The sequence below is a fragment of the Mycobacterium sp. NGS49 genome (genome assembly GCF_059812565.1).
In genome coordinates this window covers 29,310-43,696 of sequence record NZ_JCALCX010000030.1, presented here as the reverse complement: position 1 = coordinate 43,696, position 14,387 = coordinate 29,310, and the positions used below count along the sequence as shown (strand labels likewise).

Below are 14,387 nucleotides of genomic sequence, written 5' to 3'. Positions count from 1 at the left end.
GCATAGGGCTGTTGAGGGCTTTAGCGTGTGGCACATGGGAAATGGCGCAGTGACGAAGGCGGCACGCAAAGCCGCGCGGGAGGCGGCGGTGGCCGCGCAGGAGGAGCTGCGGCAGCGCACGCGGGCCAACGTGGCCGATTTGGCGACGTTTTTCTCCGCCCGTGAGCGCGTCGAGGCCGTTGATGAGTGGTTGGCCGAACGCCAGAAGGCGTTGGGCGAGCAGGCCGCGCAGCGGCGCCGCGAGCAGCGCGGCCAGGGTGGGCGGGCGCTGCGGGCGATGCGCGATCGCGGGGAGCCGTTACGTGAGATCGCAAGACTGGCGGGGATTGCGGAAAAGACGGTGCGAGAACTGATTCGGGACGCTGAGGCTGCCCCGCCCGGCCGGGAGCCGCTGGCGGTGGTGCCGCCGGCCGCGGTGCCGGTCGACGCGCCGGCACCTGGACTGGGGCCGACAGAGGATGGTAAGGCGGCCCCGCCACGCCCGTCGGCGCCCGCGCAGGCGTCGCCGGTGACGCCCGCGCGTGTCGGTGGCGGCGGTGAGGATGCATGCCGGGAGCGGTGAAAGGCGCCGCCGCATCGGAAAGCGTTGGGGATATGGGGCGTTCGCAAGCACTACGGCTGCTGGTGGATTCGCGGGTGCATGCCGGGGAGTTGCGGCGGTTTGAGGCCAACGTGGTTCGTGGCCCAGGCCGCGACGACTGCGCGATCTGGACAGGTTCTATCGGCGCCGACGGGTACGGCCGGCTGTGGGTGCGCCGCGGCGGGACGCGGATGATGGTGCGCGCGAATCGATACGCGTTGGCAGCCGCACAGGATGGGGTGGCGCTGGAGCCGTGGATGCGTGCCCTGCACGGCTGCAATAACCCGCCGTGTGTGCGGGTGAGCCTGCCTGGGGAGACGGGACTGCTGCACATCATCGGCGGCTCGCAGCGCGACAACATGGTGATGATGGCCCGGGCCGGCCGCGGCGGCGGCCGCCCGGCGGTGCCGCGCCGGGACGCGGGGGTCAGGGCGCGGCAGGCTCGCGCGGTGGCTCTGCGGGATGCGGTGCGCAACGGCTGGGACGCGGAGGCGGTGGCGGCAGCGTTGTTGGGGGCTACCGAACCGACATTGTGGTGATGCGGGGCACGCCTGGCTACTCGCGCCGGGTCTCGGAAGAGGAACGCCCCGGCCCAGGCGTGATGTCACATTCTTCAGCCGGTTGCAGGAGACCGTCCTGAACCGCCGCAGTTGGGAAGCCCAGGGTATGGGGGACCGCGACCGTCATCTGGAGTGGTCACGCCAGCCCGTCAGGCGCCTTACCAAGTTCTCGCTACTCCGTGCAGCAGACCTCATCGCGATCTTCGACGAGCACTTCGCCGTACCATTCCGGCTGACCGCCCAGGAGCTGCGGCTGCGCGTCGCAGGCACCTGACTTCTGGTGTAATCGGTCTGACGATCTGCGGTCTGATGTCAGATTGGGTGGAGGCCACTTCCAGATAAGGAGTAGGTGTGACGGATCAGCTACGCATCGATCTCGATGCATTGGGCAGACTGCTGCCGCAGGTCCGTCAACTCGCCGAGCAGGTCAACTCCGGGGTTGCGGAGGTGATTCCTGCCGGTGGGGTGGTGAACGCCGATGCCCAGCCGTCGCTGGCGGCGGCCCAACAGATGTCAAGCAGCACGCTGTCTGAGGTCAGACGTGCGGTCGCGCGGAGGTTCATGGCGATTGCCGACATGATCGACGAGGGACGCTCACAGTTTGCTCGCGCAGATGGCCAGTTGTTGTGAAAGATTCGATCTGTCGGCGGCCAGCTAGCGCGGTCTGGGGCAGATGCTGACCAAGTCGCAAATCCTTAGCGCTGATCCCAACCAGGTACTTGATCTGATTGAGGGTTGGAAAAGGACCGTCGACCTTCTGGAGCAGCAGGCGCAAACGTACCGAGGGTATGTCGCCTATCCCGGTGGTTCGCACTGGGAAGGCCGGACTGCCGAGGCCTCCCAAGAGCGCGCAGCCCAGGACCTCCAGGTGATAGCGAATCTCCATGACACCGTCCACGTTCGGGCCCAACAGATCAGCAACGCCGTCACATCGAGCTTGATGCCTCCGCTCAGCAACGCAAAGCACATCATCTGCAACGCCGACGCCCAGCCAGGAGTGGCAGTTCACGAGGACTTGTCGATCACGTACACGAGCCCCGCCGGCATGAGTGATGAAGACGCACAAATCAACAGCAGAATCGTCGCCGACGCGGAGGCCGAACTCAAAGAATCCGCAAGCAAGTGGTGGGCCGCTGAGAACGCGGTAGCTCAGCAAATACGTGAGGCGCAGGCAGTTGTCGGCGACGAAGTCAACTTCGCTGCAACTGACGGCCACCCCCGTCGGCACATCCAGCTGGTGGACCACCATTGGAAGCAAGACCCGGCAGCCCCGCAACCCCCTCCTGATCCTGTCGCTGCGTTGGGCTTGCCGGACTACAACTCTGGGAGCCTTCCAACTGACGAGGCTCGCGGCGTTTACGTCGAGGGTGAGCTGCGAATACGTCAACTTGACAGCCAACTCATGCAGCAGGGGCTCACACCTGAGCAACGGGCGAGAAGGTTGTTCGATTTGAGAAATTCGCTCCGCACTTGGACCCGTGACATTATGAGCGATCGTGCGGAGGCCGCGAAAGTAGCAGCTGGCAACCCCAACTGGTCCTGGGAGCAGCTCGTCGAGGCGAGACGAGCCAGGGGTCTCGCGGGCGACGAGCTTTACAACTCGATCATCGAGAGTTCCGCGCGTAGCCGTGCCAGTGTGAACGCAGCTCAGGGTATCGATCCAGAGCATCCACCACCGCTTCCTCCTGTACGTCCTTCTGCGCCGGCTGGCGGAGCCGGGCCGGCGCCGGCAGCCGGACCGCATCCCGCTGGCCCCCAGGCACCCGCGGTGGAACCGCCACGCACGGCGCCCCCTGCCGTTAGACCGGCTCCCAGCCTCGGAGGGATGCCTGTTCCCCTAGTGCCGCATGATTCGCCCATGACCGGTCCGCACCCCGTGGAGCCTCCGCATCATCACCATCGGGCGCCGTTGTTGGGCGAACTGCCAAATGACTACGACGACGGACCCGAGTAGGCAGCTGTTTGCTGTGTTGGAGTTCGACCCGTCAGACCTTCCCACTCGCGATGGCGCCGCCGGTTGCCAGTTCGGGTGGAGTCTTCTAAGGCGCTCACGGCGCATCAGACGGATACTGCAGTGGTATTCGCTGCCGTCATGCCAAAATGTCGCGTCACTGGGCCGGTTCTCAGCGGCTTGGTCTCGTGTCATTTTGCAGACGAGTAAGTCTGCTCACAATTTGACCACATAAGAAAAGAGAAGGGATAATTGAATTATGTCACCCTCGGAGGACAGTGCTGACGGCGAAAACAATAGCCTTCCCAATTGCACACCGTTTCCTTACTTTCAGAAGGGGTTGCGGGGAAAGCGTTTACGGCTGTTGGTCACCTACCCTACCGACGACGCCGGCGCGGACTCGGATCTCCCCCGGGGTACCACCGAGGTGATCGCTCTTGACGACACGCCGAATGTCAACCTCAGCGTGCGGGTTCATCCGGTTGGGAACCCCGACCGCGTGGCGTTCGTGGCGTTCGATCAACTCGCCCTTTATGAGGGATGACGCTGAGGCCGGCCGCCGTGCGCCAGATGAGGCCTCTGACCTCATCGCTCGGTGGGAGACCCTCGTGTCAAGGTATTCCACCTCCGTGCGCGTCAGGAGCATCGGAGATGCGCTGATAGGGGCTTGGTGCCAGCCACACCGGCAGTATCACAACATCACTCATCTCCGCGATGTGCTCCTGCGCGTCGACGAACTTGCGGCACATAGTGTCGATCCTGACGCCGTTCGATTGGCAGCGTGGTACCACGATGTGGTCTACGCCGCGCGGTCCGATGACGAAGAAAACAGCGCCCGACGCGCTCAGTCAGACCTCGCAGTGCTGGGTTTCAGCCCAGCGATGATTCACGAAGTCGTCCGCCTTGTCCGATTGACCGCCAGTCACAACCCCCACCCGGGCGACCGTAATGGTGAAACGCTTTCCGACGCCGATCTGGCGATCCTGGCGGCACCGCCAGATCGTTACGCCCGTTACGCGGCATCGGTCCGGGCTGAATACAGTCACGTTGCCGAAGATGAATTCCGAATCGGGCGGTCAAGAGTTTTAGTAGGTTTGCTCGATGCACCGACTTTGTATCGCACGCAGTTCGCGATCCAACATTGGACGGTGCAGGCCCACGGTAATCTTCGCGCCGAACTCGATCGACTCGCCGATCCGACGTCAGCGCTGTAACTTTGTGCCACCCTGCCGCAGCGAACTGCTCGTCCGCATGGTCGTCGCGGCACACGGAAACCTTTGGCTCCTCCAATAACCGTATGTCGAGGAAGCGATTCGATAAGCCCGAACCGGTCGACCTATCGTCATGGACGGGTTGCGGCAGTCGATAGCGAGCGGCCGCGTTGGCCGGGAGGCGAACTTCTCACGCCTAGGGATACCGCACAGTCCGAATATCGCGCGCTGCCAGCGGTTGGGCGCGCCGCGGCGGTGCGCGGCTGATGGTGCGCGCGAATCGATATGTGTTGGCGGCCGCACAGGATGGGGTCGCGCTGGAGCCGTGGATGCGTGCCTTGCACGGGTGCAATAACCCGCCGTGTGTGCGGGCATGAAAAAGGGGGCCAGGCCCGCGGTGGTGCGGACCTGGCTCGGTGGATGGTGGGTTAGGCGGCGACGGTGTGGGCGGTGGTGCTGAGCAGTTCGGTGATGGCCAGTTCGAGGTCGTCGTGGTCGACTGGTGCGGCGTCGTTGAACTGGGTGGTCCACGTCGGGTCGTCGATGTCTTGTGGGACGACCGCGGTGAGGGTGTAGGTGTCGGTGCCGCGGGTGGCGCGGTAGGTCCACCGGTCAGCGGGGTCGACGTGGAAAGTCAGGCCGCCGACGCCGACCTTGATGATGCGGACGTCGGGCCTGTCCTCATGGTGGGCGGCGGTCGCTTCGATGGCTGCCATCAACCCGTGGTCGTCGTGGGCGAGCAGGATCAGGTGGTGCCCGGTTTCGCGGGTGTGCTGGTGGACGGTGGTGAGCAGGATGTCGCCGTGGTTGTGGAACTGGATGCGGGTGATTCCGTACTGCTGGTTCTGGATACGTCCTGCGGCCTCGTCGCAGAGGTTGAAGGCGAGCTCGAATTCGTGGTCCATGGTGTTCTCCCGTTCTGTGTGTCCAGTGGTGCGCCGGTCAGCGCTGGGGGTGCGGTCAATCGGTCGAGGGTGGGCTGTCAACCCCGCAGAGTCCGGTGGTGGTGCCGGCGGATTTGTGGCCCGCGAGCGTCAGCGAGCTGATAGGGCCGCAAATGTCCTCCGCCGCCGGCACCAGCACCGGGCGTGGGTTGACAGGTCGGGCCCCCGGCCGATTAGGCTGCGCCCCCTTGCTGACGGCAATAAAGGTGAGGGGCTACGGATCAGACGGCCGCCGCCAGGCGGCCGTATCCCGCCGCCGCGTGGCGGCGGTGGCCTGGGCGGGTTCGAGGAAGAAAAAGGGGGGCCCGGCCAACCCTCCGGGTGGAGAGCTGACCGGGCCCCGTTGGGGTTGCTACAGGGTTTGCAGCAGCCGGAACGCTTGGGCCTTCAGCGATTGGGCGCTGCCGGCCGAGGCAATGTTGCGCAGTGCGCGGGATTCATTGGCGGCGCTCGAGGTTCGGGCGCCACGCACGGGCACGTGGTGGTCCAGGTATTCGGTGACGGCGTTGTAAGCCGCCCACCGGGTCCCGGCGATGGGTGTGATCGTCGGGGAGGACGTCCACAGCGTGACGATGCCGGCGGCTCGTTCGCGGCGGTGCCGTGCGGTGGCCGCACTGGGGGCGGACTCGACTTCGAGCAGGGTGTTGGCGAAACTGCGGACCTCGTCGGTGTCCATCGGGCGGGCGTAGAGGGCGGCGGCTTCGGCTTCGAAGGCTTCGACGTAACGCCAGGTCAGCTTGAGGGCGTTGCGCGCCTCCTGGATGGCGGCGCGTGCCCCGCCGGTGTGACGGATTCCCCAGCTGGCTTTGGCGTCACGCAGCGCCGCGGACTGGGTGTTGGCGCACACGATGCGGATCGGTGTGACCAGGAAGGTGAACTTGGAGGAGCCGTCGTGGGAGTTGAGCGACGCGAGGTAGAGCTCGGTGCGGTCTTTGGATCCGTCGCGGCCGTCGAAGACGATCGAGTTGGGCAGCTTCATGGTGACGAAGGTTTCGCGGCCGCCGCGCAGGGCACCGGCGGTTTCGAAGTGCGCCCCGCTCTCGTCGACGAGGGCGTCGAGCAGGTCGCAGGAGGCTTCGTTTTGGACGGGTTCGTACTTGGTTCCGACGACGCCGAGGATATCGAGTGCCCCGTTGATGGGGTTGGTGCGCACGGTGGCGTAGAAGTCGGGCACGGCCAGGGGTGGCGGGGTGGTGACGCCGGTGTCGCCGATGATGGGCTCCTGGGGGACCTGCAACGGCATCTTGCGGACGTTCCAGCCGGCCAGGTGTGCGGCGTGCAGGGCTTCACGCGCGGTCATGGCGTGGCCGACGGACTGACCGAGTCGGTGCCAGTGGTCGCTGCGGGAGTTCGCGAAGGAGACGTGTGCGTTACCGTCGGCGCCGGTGGTGATGTCGAGTTCGTGTGCCATGATTTCTTCCCTTTCGTGGAAGGTGATTGATCGCGCCGGTCAGCGCTGGGGTGTGGGGGACCGGTGGGGTGGCGGTGTCAACCCCGAAGAGCCCGGCGGTGGGGCAGGAGGCGGATTTCGGGCCCGGCGAGCCCGAGCGCGCAGCGCCCCGGAGGCGAGCTGCCGTAGGGCCCGCAATGCCGCCGGTGCCGCACGGGCGCAGCGGGAGCCGGCCGCCAGGGCGGCGGGAGCGCAGCACGGGCGAGCCCGCCGGGCGTGGGTTGACGGCGACGGGGCCTCACCGGTCACACTTGCCACCCCGCTGACAGCAGAAAAGGTGAGGGGCTACGGATTTGGACGGCCGCCACCCAGGCGGCCGTATGCATCGGGCCGGCGCCCTGGCCGGGTTTGCGGAAGAAAAAGGGGGGCCCGGCCAACCCTGCGCGGGGGCAGAGCTGGCCGGGCCCTGGTAGGTGCTTTCAGTCGGCGCGGGGTGCGGTGTCACCGCCGCCGGGCCGGGCTGCGGATGCGCGGAGGGCGGCGCGGATTCTGGCCGGCTCGATGCCGGCTTGCAGGACCGCGGTGAGGAGGACGGCCAGCCCGGGCTGCGGGGTGTGGGTGGTGTCGGCTTCCTCGAGTGCGGCCGCAAGCGCGATGCCGGCGCGCACGGTGTCACCGGCCAGGCACAGGCATGCCGCGGCGACGGTGAGGGCTTCGGCGCGAGGCTGGCCACGCAGCCGCCGGCCGATGTGGGTCCACAGGTCTGACCCGGCCTGCGGCTGGTCGATCGCCAGGCCAATCATGGCGTCGCGCAGGGCGGGGTGTCCGGTGATGACGATGCCTGCGCGGGTGTGCAGGGTGGGGCTGGTGATCGGCTTTCCGTTGAGGACCGCCGCGATCTCCTCGGCGGTGCTGGTGACGAGTTCGCCGTGACTTCCGACTTCGGCCGGCGGTGCGGGTGGGAGGGGACTGAACTCTGATTCGATGTCGCTGCGGCTGCGGCGGATCTGGGTGCCGGCGTGCACGAGTTGGGCGGTGAGGACCGAATCGGTGTAGGGGTAGGTGTCACCGTAGTCACCGGTGTCGGCGTCGAGCCACTGGCCGGGCTCGGTCACGTCGCGGGCGTACAGGCGCCGCAGGACGGGAATTCCGCTGTGTTGCAGCCCATCCCGTAGCGCGTCGAGAAGGTGTCGGGCGTGGCTGTCGTGGCGTTGTTCGCAGATCGCCAGCAGGATGGCGGCCGCGAATCTGCCGGGGCGCAGGTTGCAGACGGTGGGGAAGTCGGCGGCTTGACCGGTGGTGACTGTGATGTCGAAGCGGGCTGCACACCGCACGCCGATGCCTTTGGTGGGCTCATCGTGCAGCAGGTAGACCACCATGCTGTTGGTCGGGACGAACCCGAGCAGCCCTGGGGCGGCGGCGATCAGGTCGGCTGGGCAGCGAAGGTGGGTGTGGGACATGGTGTGTCTCCGTTCTGTGTGCTGGGTGGTGCGCCGGTCAGCGCTGGGGGTGCGGCCAACCCGGGTGAGGGTGGGCGGGCAACCCCGAAGAGTCCGCGGCGCGGGTCGCCGGGTTTTCGGCCCGGTGAGCCCGGCGCGCAGCGCCTTGGGCGAGCTGCCATAGGGCCGCAAAACAGTCACTCGGCACGGCGATTCGCGGTGCGGGCGTGGGTTGCGCGCTCGGGCCCCCACCCGGGTAGAGTTCGCCCCCTGCTGACGGCAAAAATGCTGAGGGGCTCCGGATTTGGACGGCCGCCGCCAGGCGGCCGTATTCGCCGGGCCGGCGCTCAGGCAGGGTGTGCGGAAGAACAAGAGGGGGCCCGGCCAACCCTCGTGGTGGGAGAGGTGGCCGGGCCTGGTGGTGAGGGACTTCTAGGACGCGACGTAGTCGGGCGCGGTGGGGTCGGCGTGGTACTGCTCCCCGTCGGCGAAGATCGCGATGGCGGTCTTGTGGACGCGGGTGAGGAGTTCGATCATGGACAGCAGTCCGGCCTTGTCGCGGATCTGCCAGGTGATGGGGCCGGTGTAGAGGTCGATCCAGTGGATCTTCGCGGTCTTGAGTCGGTTGAGGGCGGATTGCGCGACGACTGCGTAGGCGGGCCGCCGGTTCCATTCGATGGACAGCGCGATCCGGGCTTCAACGTTCGGGTGGTCCGTTTGTGGGGCGGGGATTCGGCTGGGGATGTGCAGCATTTGCCCGCGGGCGGCGGCGAAGGCTTCCAGTAGTCCTTGGGCGGCGTGGCAGCTGTAGATGACCATGTGGATGCCGTTGAAAGCTACTGATATCCGCGCATCGGGTGTGCGTGCGTGGTGCACGGAGACGTCGGCGTGCTGCTGTCCTTTGATGAGGGCGATGCTGTGGGTGATGGTCGCCGGCGGGGTGGTGTGTGTCGCTTTAACTGAGGCGGTCATGATATTTCTCCGTTCTGTGTGCTGGGTGGTGCGCCGGTCAGCGCTGGGGGTGCGGGCAACCCGGGTGAGGGTGGGCGTGCAACCCCGAAGAGTCCGCGGCGCGAGTCGCCGGGTTTTCGGCCCGGCGAGCCCGGCGCGCAGCGCCTCGGGCGAGCTGCCGTAGGGCCGTAAAACAGTCACTCGGCACGGCGATTCGTGGGGGGGGCGTGGGTTGCGCGCTCGGGCCCCCACCCGGGTAGAGTTCGCCCCCTGCTGACGGCAAAAAAGGTGAGGGGCTACCGATTTGGACGGCCGCCGCCAGGGCGGCCGTATTCCTCGGGCCGGCGCTCTGGCCGGGTCGGCGGAAGAAAAAGGGGGCCCGGCCAACCCTCGTCGGGGGGGAGCTGGCCGGGCCCGGTCGATGGCTCGGGCTAGTCACGGCCAACGGGTGCGGGCGCCCAATCGGGGCCGGGCCGGTTCTCGCTGTAGTAGAGGCGATCACGAGCCCAGGTGCCGAGTTGGTGACCTGCGTCGGCGTGGGGCTGGCCGTACTCGGCGGTGAGCAGCGGCAGCGGGGTTCGCCGCCAGCCGTCGGCGTCTATTGCGAGAGTGAGGTTTTCGACGTACTGCTGCTTGTCGAGGTTGCAGAGGTAGCCGAAAACCCCGGGCCTGGCGTGCGGTAGTGCCCTGTTGGGTTCGACGTCCGGGCAGACGAGCCCGTCGAAGCGCAGGAAGTGGTGATCCTCGATGAGGAAGTAGAGATTGGCGCGATGGCCGGGTTCGGGCTCGGCGTAGTCGCCGGCCCAGGACAGGCGCAGGCCGCCGTCGAGAGCCAAGACTGTCTGTACCGCATACATCAGGCGGGTGTCGGCGCGGGTGTGGCCCGCGAGCTTGAGGCCCGACCCGTAGTCCTCGGGGTTGAGGGCGCCGACGATTACGCCGTCGGTGTTGAGGAACGTGGGGGTGAAGTATTGGCCCATGGTCGTTCTCCGTTCGGTGTGCTCAGTGGTGCGCCGGTCAGTCAGCGCCGGGGTGTGGGGGACCGGTGGGGTGGCGGTGTCAACCCCGAAGAGCCCGGCGGGGGGCAGGAGGCGGATTTCGGGCCCGGCGAGCCCGGGCGCGCAGCGCCCTGCGGCGAGCTGCCGTAGGGCCCGCAATGCCGCCGGTGCCGCGCGGGCGAAGCGGGAGCCGCCCGCCAGGGCGGCGGGAGCGAAGCACGGGCGAGCCCGCCGGGCGTGGGTTGACAGCGACGGGGCCTCACCGGTCACACTTGCCACCCCGCTGACAGCAAAAAAGGTGAGGGGCTACGGATTACACGGCCGCCACCGAGGCGGCCGTATTCCTCGGGCCGGCGCTCAGGCCGGGTGTGCGGAAGAAAAAAGGGGCCCAGCCAACGCCAACCTCGGTGCAGAGCTGGCCGGGCCCGGCTGGGTGTCGTTCTGTTCAGAACAGGCGTCCTGCGCGAAACGGGTCACGGTGGCAGGGGCATCCGCACCGCCAAATGAAGCCCGGCCGTGAGAGCTTGAGGATGACGCCGCCCTGCTGTGGTTGGCCGAGGCGGTGGGGACAGGCATCGTGGCGGCCCTCGTCGCAGGACTTGGTAGGCGCGTTGTCGGGCATGTCAACGATGACTTTCGTGCCCTTAATCTCGTCGCGGTAGGTAATCCAGCGCCGGGCGTCCTGCTCACGTACTTTGGCGTGGCGTTTCACGCACTCGATCGGCTTGACGGTGGAGCCGACCCACTGTTCCCAGAATTCTTCGTTGCTCATGTGATATCCGTTCTGTGGGGGTGGGGCGGAACTTGCCGCACATGTCTCGATGGTGTTGGGCTGACAGGCGATTGGCCTCACAGGGAGCCAGCCCGGTCCCCTCGTGGCGTCGGGGCTGGGCTGGCCGCAAGGGAACTGTTCCTGTTAGGGCCTGTTCTGCAACCGGTCTCGTTCGATGGTCACCGAGATGCCGTCGCGCGTGTGCCGGATCGTGGCGTATTCGCCGTGGCGGGTGCGTCCGACGAATGTCCAGCTGTCGTCGACGATGCGGCGCTCGACCGGGAACGTAGTGGAGACAAGCGCAGGAAGCACGCGCACCGCAGCACCGGGCACGAAGTCGGGATACTGGGCGATGCACGCTCCGGAATCGTCTGCAGGGTAATCCGTTTCAGAGTCACTTGCTCGACCTGGCTGAGCGGGTCGTGGTCACTGCTGGTCCAGGGGTCGATGTTGGTCATTGTCGTTCTCCGTTCGGTGTGCTCAGTGGTGCGCCGGTCAGCGCTGGGGTGTGGGGGACCGGTGGGGTGGCGGTGTCAACCCCGAAGAGCACGGCGGTGGGCCGGAGGCGGATTTCGGGCCCGGCGAGCCCGGGCGCGCAGCGGCCCGACGGCGAGCTGCCGTAGGGTCCGCAATGCCGCCGGTGCCGCGCGGGCGCAGCGGGAGCCGGCCGCCAGGCCGGCCGGAGCGCAGCACGGGCGAGCCCGCCGGGCGTGGGTTGACAGCGACGGGGCCTCACGGGTCACACTTGCCACCCCGCTGACAACAAAACATCTGAGGGGCAACGGATTACACGGCCGCCGCCGGGGCGGCGCAGTCGGCCGTGGCTCGTCAGTCCAGGGATGGGCCGGTGAAGCATTCACCGGCCGAGCACGCGACATTGGGGGGAATGTGTGCCGCTCCGCTGCCGCGCGGGCTCGATAATCCTCGTAGGCTGGCGGTGTGGTGGAGCAACGGTTGATACGGATGATCGGTGAGCAGCCGGGCGATGTTCCGGTAGCACTGATTTCGTGGTTGGTCACCGGGCAGTGGCCTCAGCCGAAGATGCGCTGCGATGTGGTGCGTGCCGGTGCGGAGCTTCCGGAGTTTTGAGCACCGCGAAGGCTCCTTAGCCCGCGCCAAGAAGACGCAGGCCTTCGGTGAGAGAGGCGAAGCGCCCGTATTCGATTCCGGTTGCGGCTGAGATCTTTTCGCCGAGCCATATTCCGAGGATCTGCGCGGTGCCGTTGTCGTTCCGAGTCCAGACCGGACCTCCGGAGTCTCCGGGGATGCTCGATGACATTCCGGTAGTGAGGTATTGGTCACGTCCATGCCGGGCGACGATGGTGCCGCAATGCTGGCCGCTGGATACGCCGGTTCGGCACACGGTCTGCCCTAATTCGGGCTCGGGGTGGCTGTATCCGGTGGGGATGTCTCCGATGTATGCCCCTGCCATGGGGTCGGTGCCGAAATCGATGAGACCGTAGTCGGCGCCGCCACCGCGGGGAGGGTCAACGATCGTACGCAGGAACGTTCCGGTCTGACCGCTGCGGTTGCTGCGGACATAGCCTGAGGTGCTGTTGCGGCAGTGCCCTGCGGTCACGGCGTACACGTGCAGGTCAGAGCCGGTGTACACGTGGCCGATGGTGCAGAACTTGTTGTCGCCGGTGGAGTTGATGTAGTCGATCCGTTCGCCGGGTTCGATGGTGAACACCCTGGCCTGCGCTGCAGGGGGCTTCGCCAGAACAGCTGCGGTGAGCAGGATGGCTGAGATGATGCCGACACTGAACCGGCCCAGCGTGGTCATGGGTGGATCACCTATCCGTGGGGTGGGGGCGAGGGCTGCGAACCTGACGCTGCGAGCGGACCTGCGCGCGCGCCGTGCGGGTGCCGATCCAGGCGCGCAGTGTGCGCGGCCGCGCGGGGCCGGCTCGCGCTGCCGGTGACGGCCGCCGCTGCCCGACGTGTGACGACGGTGTCCAATACTGCGGTCATGCTGACTCGTTGAGTTCGCTGCCGGTGTCAGCGGCGGAGGATGCCGCGGCCGCGCCGTTGTTGCTGTATCGGCGGTAGGACTCGATGCAAAGGCGCAAAGTTGTTGCGGCGGCTGCTGCTTGGCCTACAGCCGCCGTGGGATGCGCGCGTGCGTGGCATTGCAGTTCGTGGTGAACCTTCTCGACCATGCTCAGGTGACGGCCGGCTTCGGCAAGCCATCGCGCCGCCGCGTGGGCGCTGGCCGGAGCGCTCTCACGTCGGGCACGGTGGGCGAGCATCTCCGCGATCGCGATAGTGAACCGGTGCCCGGCCTGGGTGGCGGCCGCCGCCAGGACCAGGGCATGCAGATCGGCGGGGCTGACCTCGACGAGTCCGCCGAACGGTTGCGCGGGTTTCCAGAGCCCGGCCTCGACATGGTCGGTGAGGTCGGCCTTGTCGACCTCGAGCGCGGCCAGCAGCACAACGACCTGTGCGGCGGTGCCGTGCAACTGCTGGGAAAGCGCGAGAGCGCGCCGGTAGCCGGTCAGGTCCCTGTCGGCGACGATGGCGACCTTGAGGTCGTTGAACTGGGCGACCAGGTGGGTCGGGAAGTTCGACGCACCTTGGGGGTTGGTGGTCGCGAGCCGGCCGAGGCAGGTGAGGGTGTCGGCGTCTTTCTCCCCTTCGGTGATCCACACCCAGTTCGCGGTGTTCTTCGCAGCCAGAATCGCCGCTGGCCGGTACAGGGCGAGCACGAAACCCTCGGGTTTGCGGTAGACCCATTGGCGCCCAACGCGGTAGCGCTGCTGAAAGCGCTTGTGTATGCGCCCGGTGCAGCCGCATTCCCGACGGATCACCTGCTGGACTGGCCGCCCGTCCAGATCGGTGTAGGTGTAGACCCGCACGCGTCGCCAGTGGTGACTGGTCGTGTCGTGGTCGGCGGTGATCCGTGGGGGGAGCGGCCCCGATGCGACCCGGGCGGGAGCTGGTCGCCGGCGTGTGGGCCGGGTACGGTGCAACGCTTCGCGCTCGGGCGCCGGTAGCGGGGCGTCGAACAGGTCAGCAACGCGCAGTCCGAGCGCCGCGGCGAGGTCGGCGGCGTCGGCGCGGCAGCTGAAGCAGTGCAGGAGCACCGCGCCGCCGCGGCCGCCGGGGGTGGACGGACGCCAGGTGACCGACAGTGACGGGGTGTGATCGGTGTGCAGTGGGCAGCGTGCCATCAACGCCTCGGCTCCGCGGGGACGGATCAGGCAACCAGCGGACTGCAGCGCATCGCGCACGGTGTCGTATGAGCCTCCGGCGCAGTGGGATTCGTGTGCCATCACGGGGTCTCCTTGTCAATGACGGCATGCACGACGGCGTAGGCGGCGCGGGCATAGCGGATGCTGTCGTCGAGGAATGTGGCCACGTCGCGCCCATCGCGGCCTTCGGCGAACTCGGCGTCGTAGACACTGCTGCCGCGCAGCTGCTGAAGGCTCGCCGCCGCTTCTTGCAGGTCACGGACGCCGGCGGCCACGTGCTTGAGAAGGCCGCTGCGGGTATCGCCGATGCGCTCGGAACGCTCCAACTCCTGGAGGAGTTCGAGTTCGTCGTTGCGGGCGGTGTCGATGCTCATTGAGATTCCTTTCGGTGGCGTGGCTG

At 67.3% G+C, this 14,387-nt stretch carries 18 protein-coding genes; 8 read left to right on the top strand and 10 right to left on the bottom strand.

Annotation, left to right across the window (positions count from 1 at the left end; genetic code table 11):
- The first annotated feature begins 34 nt into the window (after positions 1-34).
- From AC5Y7D_RS24895 to AC5Y7D_RS24865, 7 genes are all read left to right on the top strand, one after another.
- The gene (locus AC5Y7D_RS24895) at positions 35-562 is read left to right on the top strand and encodes a hypothetical protein (protein WP_499928490.1); all 528 of its coding nucleotides are present in this window, start codon (positions 35-37) and stop codon (positions 560-562) included.
- Positions 563-594: 32 nt separating this feature from the next.
- The gene (locus AC5Y7D_RS24890; protein WP_499928489.1) at positions 595-1,119 is read left to right on the top strand and encodes a hypothetical protein; all 525 of its coding nucleotides are present in this window, start codon (positions 595-597) and stop codon (positions 1,117-1,119) included.
- A gap of 82 nt (positions 1,120-1,201) precedes the next feature.
- Positions 1,202-1,414 (top strand): hypothetical protein, encoded by a 213-nt coding sequence (locus tag AC5Y7D_RS24885; RefSeq protein ID WP_499928488.1) that lies wholly within the window; start codon positions 1,202-1,204, stop codon positions 1,412-1,414.
- A gap of 77 nt (positions 1,415-1,491) precedes the next feature.
- A complete protein-coding gene (locus AC5Y7D_RS24880; RefSeq protein WP_499928487.1) occupies positions 1,492-1,770 on the top strand; it encodes a hypothetical protein in 279 nt (92 codons plus the stop codon).
- Between the two features lie 43 nt (positions 1,771-1,813).
- The gene (locus AC5Y7D_RS24875; RefSeq protein WP_499928486.1) at positions 1,814-3,094 is read left to right on the top strand and encodes a hypothetical protein; all 1,281 of its coding nucleotides are present in this window, start codon (positions 1,814-1,816) and stop codon (positions 3,092-3,094) included.
- 256 nt (positions 3,095-3,350) lie between these two features.
- Positions 3,351-3,635: a DUF7161 family protein gene (locus AC5Y7D_RS24870; protein WP_499928485.1), complete on the top strand. Its 285-nt coding sequence runs from the start codon at positions 3,351-3,353 to the stop codon at positions 3,633-3,635.
- 172 nt (positions 3,636-3,807) lie between these two features.
- A complete protein-coding gene (locus AC5Y7D_RS24865; RefSeq protein WP_499928484.1) occupies positions 3,808-4,305 on the top strand; it encodes an HD domain-containing protein in 498 nt (165 codons plus the stop codon).
- A 425-nt stretch (positions 4,306-4,730) separates the two neighbouring features.
- Here AC5Y7D_RS24865 and AC5Y7D_RS24860 read toward each other — a convergent pair whose 3' ends face one another.
- The 7 genes from AC5Y7D_RS24860 to AC5Y7D_RS24830 all read right to left on the bottom strand — a co-directional run bounded on the left by AC5Y7D_RS24860 (position 4,731) and on the right by AC5Y7D_RS24830 (position 11,114).
- A complete protein-coding gene (locus AC5Y7D_RS24860; protein ID WP_499928483.1) occupies positions 4,731-5,207 on the bottom strand; it encodes a hypothetical protein in 477 nt (158 codons plus the stop codon).
- A gap of 391 nt (positions 5,208-5,598) precedes the next feature.
- Positions 5,599-6,657 (bottom strand): DUF932 domain-containing protein, encoded by a 1,059-nt coding sequence (locus tag AC5Y7D_RS24855; RefSeq protein ID WP_499928482.1) that lies wholly within the window; start codon positions 6,655-6,657, stop codon positions 5,599-5,601.
- A gap of 458 nt (positions 6,658-7,115) precedes the next feature.
- Positions 7,116-8,096 carry a DUF4192 domain-containing protein gene (locus AC5Y7D_RS24850; protein ID WP_499928481.1) on the bottom strand — a complete coding sequence of 327 codons (981 nt, stop codon included), beginning with the start codon at positions 8,094-8,096 and terminating at the stop codon, positions 7,116-7,118.
- 411 nt (positions 8,097-8,507) lie between these two features.
- Complete coding sequence (locus AC5Y7D_RS24845; protein ID WP_499928480.1) at positions 8,508-9,047, bottom strand: hypothetical protein; 540 nt, start codon at positions 9,045-9,047, stop codon at positions 8,508-8,510.
- Between the two features lie 410 nt (positions 9,048-9,457).
- Positions 9,458-10,294, bottom strand: coding sequence for a hypothetical protein (locus tag AC5Y7D_RS24840; protein WP_499928479.1), 837 nt, complete (start codon positions 10,292-10,294; stop codon positions 9,458-9,460).
- A gap of 175 nt (positions 10,295-10,469) precedes the next feature.
- A complete protein-coding gene (locus tag AC5Y7D_RS24835; protein ID WP_499928478.1) occupies positions 10,470-10,796 on the bottom strand; it encodes a hypothetical protein in 327 nt (108 codons plus the stop codon).
- A gap of 144 nt (positions 10,797-10,940) precedes the next feature.
- Complete coding sequence (locus AC5Y7D_RS24830) at positions 10,941-11,114, bottom strand: hypothetical protein (protein WP_499928477.1); 174 nt, start codon at positions 11,112-11,114, stop codon at positions 10,941-10,943.
- A 621-nt stretch (positions 11,115-11,735) separates the two neighbouring features.
- On the opposite strand from AC5Y7D_RS24830, the gene AC5Y7D_RS24825 reads away from it, so the two are divergent.
- Positions 11,736-11,885 (top strand): hypothetical protein, encoded by a 150-nt coding sequence (locus AC5Y7D_RS24825; protein ID WP_499928476.1) that lies wholly within the window; start codon positions 11,736-11,738, stop codon positions 11,883-11,885.
- 16 nt (positions 11,886-11,901) lie between these two features.
- Here AC5Y7D_RS24825 and AC5Y7D_RS24820 read toward each other — a convergent pair whose 3' ends face one another.
- The 3 genes from AC5Y7D_RS24820 to AC5Y7D_RS24810 all read right to left on the bottom strand — a co-directional run bounded on the left by AC5Y7D_RS24820 (position 11,902) and on the right by AC5Y7D_RS24810 (position 14,361).
- Entirely contained in the window at positions 11,902-12,579 is a 678-nt protein-coding gene (locus AC5Y7D_RS24820; protein WP_499928475.1) for a trypsin-like serine protease, read from the bottom strand.
- Between the two features lie 184 nt (positions 12,580-12,763).
- Positions 12,764-14,068, bottom strand: a complete 1,305-nt coding sequence (locus tag AC5Y7D_RS24815) for a toprim domain-containing protein (RefSeq protein WP_499928474.1) — start codon at positions 14,066-14,068, stop codon at positions 12,764-12,766.
- Positions 14,068-14,361: a hypothetical protein gene (locus AC5Y7D_RS24810; RefSeq protein ID WP_499928473.1), complete on the bottom strand. Its 294-nt coding sequence runs from the start codon at positions 14,359-14,361 to the stop codon at positions 14,068-14,070. The genes AC5Y7D_RS24815 and AC5Y7D_RS24810 overlap by 1 nt, the downstream gene beginning before the upstream one ends.
- Positions 14,362-14,387: the final 26 nt, after the last annotated feature.

Bases quoted from the DNA above. Each gene is read 5' to 3' on its own strand.
- AC5Y7D_RS24895 (WP_499928490.1), top strand. From the start codon at position 35: ATGGGAAATGGCGCAGTGACGAAGGCGGCACGCAAAGCCGCGCGGGAG.
- AC5Y7D_RS24890 (WP_499928489.1), top strand. From the start codon at position 595: ATGGGGCGTTCGCAAGCACTACGGCTGCTGGTGGATTCGCGGGTGCAT.
- AC5Y7D_RS24875 (WP_499928486.1), top strand. From the start codon at position 1,814: ATGCTGACCAAGTCGCAAATCCTTAGCGCTGATCCCAACCAGGTACTT.
- AC5Y7D_RS24870 (WP_499928485.1), top strand. From the start codon at position 3,351: ATGTCACCCTCGGAGGACAGTGCTGACGGCGAAAACAATAGCCTTCCC.
- AC5Y7D_RS24860 (WP_499928483.1), bottom strand. From the start codon at position 5,207: ATGGACCACGAATTCGAGCTCGCCTTCAACCTCTGCGACGAGGCCGCA.
- AC5Y7D_RS24855 (WP_499928482.1), bottom strand. From the start codon at position 6,657: ATGGCACACGAACTCGACATCACCACCGGCGCCGACGGTAACGCACAC.
- AC5Y7D_RS24850 (WP_499928481.1), bottom strand. From the start codon at position 8,096: ATGTCCCACACCCACCTTCGCTGCCCAGCCGACCTGATCGCCGCCGCC.
- AC5Y7D_RS24845 (WP_499928480.1), bottom strand. From the start codon at position 9,047: ATGACCGCCTCAGTTAAAGCGACACACACCACCCCGCCGGCGACCATC.
- AC5Y7D_RS24835 (WP_499928478.1), bottom strand. From the start codon at position 10,796: ATGAGCAACGAAGAATTCTGGGAACAGTGGGTCGGCTCCACCGTCAAG.
- AC5Y7D_RS24820 (WP_499928475.1), bottom strand. From the start codon at position 12,579: ATGACCACGCTGGGCCGGTTCAGTGTCGGCATCATCTCAGCCATCCTG.
- AC5Y7D_RS24815 (WP_499928474.1), bottom strand. From the start codon at position 14,068: ATGGCACACGAATCCCACTGCGCCGGAGGCTCATACGACACCGTGCGC.
- AC5Y7D_RS24810 (WP_499928473.1), bottom strand. From the start codon at position 14,361: ATGAGCATCGACACCGCCCGCAACGACGAACTCGAACTCCTCCAGGAG.